This is a genomic window from Nguyenibacter vanlangensis, assembly GCF_013376155.1.
GTDB classification, from domain to species: domain Bacteria; phylum Pseudomonadota; class Alphaproteobacteria; order Acetobacterales; family Acetobacteraceae; genus Gluconacetobacter; species Gluconacetobacter vanlangensis.
Genome location: NZ_JABXXP010000140.1, coordinates 1 through 6067, shown reverse-complemented (window position 1 = coordinate 6067; position 6067 = coordinate 1). Strand labels below are relative to the sequence as shown.

The window sequence follows — 6067 nt, the reverse complement described above, 5'->3', positions numbered from 1 at the left end:
CTGCGGCGCGCGCGGCCCAACATGTCGGTCGCGATCATCGATCCCGCGACCATCCACGCCTACCAGCCCGGCTGGACCCTGGTCGGCGCCGGCGTGATGCGGCTGCGCGACACGCTGCGCCAGGAAGGCGGGCTGATCCCCAAGGGCGTGCGCTGGCTGCGCGCCGCCGTGGCCTCCTTCTCGCCCGACGCGCATTGCGTCACCCTCGCCGACGGACGGCGCATCGGGTATCGCCGGCTGGTGGTCTGCCCCGGCCTGCAACTGGACTGGCACAAGATCGAAGGGCTGCAGGACACGCTGGGCCGCAACGGCGTGTGCAGCAATTATTCGCGCGACACGGTCGAATATACCTGGGCCTGCATCCAGTCGCTCAAGGGCGGCACCGCCCTGTTCACCCAGCCCCCCATGCCGATCAAATGCGCCGGCGCCCCGCAGAAGATCGCCTATCTCGCCGCCGACCACTGGCGCAAGGAAGGCGTCCTGCCGCGCATGAAGGTCGAATTCTGCCTGGCGGGCGACGCGCTGTTCGGCGTGAAATATTTCGTCCCCGCCTTGCAGGACATGGTCGATTACTATGGCATCGACCTGCGGTACAAGCACGACCTGGTGGCCGTCGACGGGCCCGCGCGCCTGGCCACCTTCGCCGTGACGGCCCCCGACGGCACGACGACCAAAATCACCCGCAGCTTCGACATGCTGCACGTCACCCCGCCGCAAAGCGCGCCGGACTTCGTCAAGTCCAGCCCCCTCGCCAACGGCGGCGGCTGGCTGGATGTCGACCCCGCGACCCTGCGCCACACGCACTACGACACCATCTTCGGCCTGGGCGACGTCATCGGCACCGCCAACGCCAAGACCGCCGCCGCCGCGCGGGCCCAGGCCCCCGTGGTGGTCGCCAACCTGCTGGCCTCGCTCGACGGACGGCCGCTGGACAGCCGGTATGACGGCTACGGCGCCTGCCCGCTGACCGTCTCGTACGGCCGGGTGATCCTGGCCGAATTCCTCTATGGCGGCGTCCCGGCCCCCAGCTTCGGCTACGACCAGCGCAAGCCCAGCCGCTTCGCCTGGTTCCTCAAGACCACGGTGTTCCCGAACCTCTACTGGAACATGATGCTGACCGGCCGCGACGTCAGCATCCCCCACAAACCGCTCGAAACCGCCGCCTGACCCGGTGGAAGGGGAGGCGCCTGTTGCCTCCCCTTGCGCAAACCATCCGTTCTTTTTTGAAAAAAAGAACCAAAAAACTTTTGGCCGTTTGGGGAATTTTTGCCGGCGCGCACAAAGTCCCTGAACGAATAAAAGTCTTTTTGCTTCTTTTTCGGAAGACAAAAGAAGAATCCTTCCATCCTCCAAAACGGGCCGACCCAGACCCTCCATGCCAGGACGCTCACGCTCACGCTCATCGGGCCGCCTGACGCTCAAGGACGTCGCCCGCGCGGCCGGCGTCTCGACGGCCACGGTCTCCAACGCCTATGCGCGCCCCGACCAATTGTCCGGCGACCTGCGCCGGCGCATCCTCCGCATCGCGGAAGATCTGGGCTATCCCGGCCCGGACCCGCTGGCGCGCCATCTCAGCATCGGCCGCACCGGCACGGTCGCCTTCGTCTTCAGCGAAGACATGCCCTATGCGTTTTCCGATTCCGCCGTCCTGGCCCTGCTCCGGGGCGTCGCCACGGAATGCGAACGCAAGGGCATCAGCCTGATGCTGCTGCCGGTGCGCGCCAAGGCCGGCCCGGCCGCCCCCAGACAGCCGGTGATGGACGTCCTGGCCTCGGCGGCGGTCGACGGCCTCATTCTCTATGCCCTGTCGGGCTATGACGACGTCGTGACGGCCGCGTCGCGCCGCCAGGTGCCGCTGGTCGTCATCGACCAGCCCAGGCGGACCGATATCCCCGTCGTGAAGATCGACGATTTCGCCGCCGCGCGTGACATGGCGCGCCACGTCGTCCGGGCCGGCCACCGCAGTGTCGGCATCGTCTCGCTCCGCACCCGCCGCGACGGCTATAGCGGGTTCATGGACCCGGAACGCCGCGCCTCCATCGGCGAAAGCACCGCCGCCCAGCGCCTGCGCGGCTTCTACGCGGCATTCGACGAGGCCGGGATCGGCGCCGATACCATCCCCGTCTGGGAAAGCTGGGAAAACACCGAACAGAACGGCGAACAGGCCGCCCGCGACATGCTCGCGCACAAGAAAACCCGCCCGACCGCCATCCTGGCCATGAGCGACCGCCTGGCCCTCGGCATCATGGCGGACGCGGCGCGCCGGAAACTGCGCATCCCCCACGACCTCTCCGTCACCGGCTTCGACGACATCCCCCAAGCCGCCGCGACCGGGCTGACGACGATCCGCCAACCCTTCACCGAAAAAGGCGCTGCGGCCCTGCGGACGCTGTTCGACACCACCGGCCGATCCACGACCCTGGCAACCGAACTGGTCCAGCGAACCTCCCTGGCCCACCCGCAATTCAGATGAGCGAGAATCTATTATGGGACAACGCTTTGGAGGGGTTCGGCGGCGCCTCCGCAAGATCTCTTTTTTTTAGATCCGGCATAAATAAAGAACATATAAGTTCCATGGAAAAAAAGAGACGATTTCATGATTTTCTTGTTTATGGATTCAAGAGGGGGAAAATCGTAGAATTTGATGAAATCAATAATACTCCAATATTCAGCGGAAAATCTCCAGATGATGTTGTCGACAAAATTTTAAAAGATTGGCCTGAAAAAAATACGATGGAATCACTGGATGATGGTGGAGAATTTTATCTTTATTTTATCCAGCTTAGTGGTTTCGCAGAACTGATAGAAGGGACACGAATCGAGCCATTAGGATAATAAAGGAACTGACGGGGGCCACCTCTGCGCATCCGGCGCTCGGATCGACGACGCTGGGTCGGCACAGTCTATGGGATAAGCAAAATGGAGTCGTTACGATTATAAATCAGACGATGAATGATTTTAGAACAGCGTTCTGCCCGGACGACGGATATGGGCATTTTGTAAAAAACTTCAAAATTGGTCAGTAATATGAATAAATTAGAACTCCCAACCGGTGCATTCCTTTCGATCCGAGCTGCTTTGCTTATTTCCGTCCTCATCCTGGGGGCAAGCAGGGAGTTCGAAACGATCACTGGCTACCACACAGGAGAGGTTCTGGATGTCATAAAGAAAATGGACAACATATATTCATCGTGTACGAGCGAAAATATCGAAATTAATCTAAATAAAAAAGAGGCTGCGATTATTTTTCACACGCTTCTGAATTATATATCAGGTACAGGAGAATATAAATCACATAAATATCTAACAAACATAGGTAAGTTTGATTTGAAGGTATATTTTGTGGAAAGTTTGGAACGAAAACTGAAAGAAATTATGGTTCACGTGGGCAATTAACGAATTCGGCTGGTGATAATGCATGGCTTCTCCGATGCACAGGCAGGTTTCCAGGCCGCGCGCCAGCGCATCACCATGCCCAGCCGCAATCGCGCTACCCCCGATCCGGCAATGCCGGGCCGCCGGAATCCCGGGCGTCCCGCACGGGGCGATCCCGCCGCTGTTCAGAACGGCCACGGGCACTTAATATTGCGTCCGTAACGGAATGGAACGCAGATGGACCGCGACCGCCCGATGAAAGCAGCGAACCGACATCCCGGGCGAAAATCCGCGGGCAGTGCCGATCGCTCGCACGGGCGTCAGCTCGTCGATGACATCGACGGGCTGGACGCGCGACCCATCCTCCGCCCCGATCTCAAGATCGGTGTCGTGCTCTGGCCCGAGTTTCCCCTGATGTCGCTGGCCGGTCTCGTCGAGGCGCTGCGTCATGCCGCGGACTTCGGCGACAACAGCCAGAGGCGCCGTTGCGACTGGACGATCATGGCCCATGATCCGAGCCTATCGGTCCGTTCCAGCGCCGGCGTCACGGTTCGCCCCGACCGTTCCTATCAGGACCCGGCCGATTTCGATTACGTGGCGGTGATCGGCGGCCTGCTGCGGAGCCTGTCCTCGGCGCCCGAGGGCGCGCGCGCCTATCTGCGGCGCGCGGCAGAAGCCGGCGTGCCGGTCATCGGCATCTGCACGGGCAGTTTCATCCTGGCGGAGGAAGGGCTGCTCGATGGGCGGCGGGCCTGCCTGCACGCCTATCATCTGGAGGAATTCCGCGAATCTTTTCCCCATGTCCGCGCGGAAGCGAATCTCGACTATATCGACGACGGCGACGTCCTGACCTGCGCCGGAGGGATTTCGATCATCAGCCTGGCCAGCGAACTGATCCGTCGCCATTGCGGGCCCGATCGCGCGACCAAGACGATCCACCAGATGTCGGTCGCCAACCGGGCGGATGCCACGCCGCTGACGGTGACGCAGGCGCTCGGCTACACACGGGTCGCCGACCCGCGCCTGCGCCGGGCGGTCCTGCTGATCGAGCAATCGCTGGTCCGGCCCATTTCTCCGCAATGGCTGGCGGATCAGGTCCATGTAAGCCGCCGCCAGCTCTCCCGGCTGTTCGCCGAGGAATTCGGCCAATCGCCTGGCGCGTTCATCCGGACGACGCGCCTGCGCTACGGACGCTGGCTCCTTCAGAACTCCAGCGAAAGCGTCACGGAGATCGCCCTTCGGCTGGGATTTTCGGACTGCGCGCATTTCATCCGTACGTTCCGCCAGGAATTCGATACGACACCGGGCGCCGTACGCGAGGCCAGGGCCAGATCAGACAAGGTTATGGCCTGAACGTTCAATAGCCGGGTCCCGCCGCATGAAATGCTGAAGCCATCGGCCAATTCCGGCCACCGTTTCAGAGTCCAGAGAACGCCATGACCCCTCATCGTCCGGCCTTGCACGGGAACAGCGCCCCGACCGCCTCGGGGCCTCGGTCCATTGCCAAGCCTTACCTGGTCTTTCTGGGCGACGCGGCCGGCGCGGCCGAGGCCAAGACGGGCATCGGCGTCCATGAATGGGCGGGTGCGGATTGCCTGGCGGAATGGCGCACCGGCACCATCGTTACCCTCGGACTGCCCGCGATGCGTCCCGGCGAAGCCCGCGCCGCCGGTGCGCGCAGCCTTCTGATCGGCGTGTCTCCTGTCGGCGGCGCCCTGCCCGATGGCTGGATTCCCCATCTGCTCGACGCTCTCGAGGCCGGGCTCGATATCGTCAGTGGCCTGCATCAGCGTCTGTCCGACCATCCGGTGATCGGCGCGGCGGCGCGTCGCCTGGGGCGCGTCTTGCACGACGTGCGCCATGCGGACCGGGCGTTCACCGTGGCCACGGGCCGCAAGCGCGCGGGGAAGCGCGTTCTGACGGTCGGCACCGACTGCGCGCTGGGCAAGAAATATACGGCGCTCGCCGTAACCCGCGCCCTGCGCGGACGCGGCATCGACGCCGATTTTCGCGCGACGGGCCAGACGGGGATCATGATCGCCGGCGAGGGCGTCGCCATCGACGCGGTGGTGGCGGATTTCATCGCCGGCGCGGCGGAATCCCTCAGCCCCGCTGCGCCCCCCGGGCATTGGGACGTGATCGAAGGCCAGGGCGCGCTCTTTCATCCCGCCTATGCGGGCGTGACGCTCGGCCTGCTCCATGGCAGCCAGCCGGACGCGCTGATCCTCTGCCATGACCCGCGCCGCAGGACGACGAACTGGTATCCGGACTATCCCGTACCCGGCGTCGAAGAGGCGATGGCGGCCTACCTGCCTCTCGCCCGCCGCACCAATCCCCGGGCCCGCTTCGTCGGGATCAGCCTGAATACGGGCGGAATGGCCGAGGCCGACGCCGTGCAGGCCGCGCAGGCCCTGGCGCCGCTCGGCCTGCCGGTGTGCGACCCGCTGCGCTTCGGGCTGGAGGCGGTGGTCGACCGGTTGCTGGCATGAGAGACATCACCGTCGAGACGGTCGATTGGCGCCTGGCGGAACCCTTCACCGTCTCGCGCGGCACGCAGACGGTCCAGCCGACCCTGCGCGTCACCCTGCGCGACGCAGCCGGATATATGGGACGCGGCGAAGCCTGCCCCGTCTATTACCGTGGCGAGACCGTGGCGGCGATGGCGGCCGGGGTACGGCAGGCGCGCCCGGCC

At 63.8% G+C, this 6067-nt stretch carries 7 protein-coding genes; all 7 read left to right on the top strand.

The window, feature by feature from the left end:
- The coding region (locus HUK84_RS08865) for an NAD(P)/FAD-dependent oxidoreductase (RefSeq protein ID WP_176639976.1) at positions 1 to 1167 on the top strand (1167 nt) is incomplete at its 5' end.
- A 208-nt stretch (positions 1168 to 1375) separates the two neighbouring features.
- Positions 1376 to 2473, top strand: coding sequence for a LacI family DNA-binding transcriptional regulator (locus HUK84_RS08860; protein ID WP_176639975.1), 1098 nt, complete (start codon positions 1376 to 1378; stop codon positions 2471 to 2473).
- Positions 2470 to 2835 carry a hypothetical protein gene (locus HUK84_RS08855; RefSeq protein WP_176639974.1) on the top strand — a complete coding sequence of 122 codons (366 nt, stop codon included), beginning with the start codon at positions 2470 to 2472 and terminating at the stop codon, positions 2833 to 2835. The genes HUK84_RS08860 and HUK84_RS08855 overlap by 4 nt, the downstream gene beginning before the upstream one ends.
- A 192-nt stretch (positions 2836 to 3027) precedes the next feature.
- On the top strand, positions 3028 to 3396 hold the full coding sequence (locus HUK84_RS08850; protein ID WP_176639973.1) for a hypothetical protein: 369 nt from the start codon (positions 3028 to 3030) through the stop codon (positions 3394 to 3396).
- A 216-nt stretch (positions 3397 to 3612) separates the two neighbouring features.
- Complete coding sequence (locus HUK84_RS08845; RefSeq protein WP_218064288.1) at positions 3613 to 4728, top strand: GlxA family transcriptional regulator; 1116 nt, start codon at positions 3613 to 3615, stop codon at positions 4726 to 4728.
- 83 nt (positions 4729 to 4811) lie between these two features.
- On the top strand, positions 4812 to 5864 hold the full coding sequence (locus tag HUK84_RS08840; protein ID WP_176639972.1) for a DUF1611 domain-containing protein: 1053 nt from the start codon (positions 4812 to 4814) through the stop codon (positions 5862 to 5864).
- Positions 5861 to 6067: enolase-like domain-containing protein (locus HUK84_RS08835; RefSeq protein ID WP_218064287.1), on the top strand; the 207-nt coding region annotated here is incomplete at its 3' end. The genes HUK84_RS08840 and HUK84_RS08835, both read left to right, overlap by 4 nt.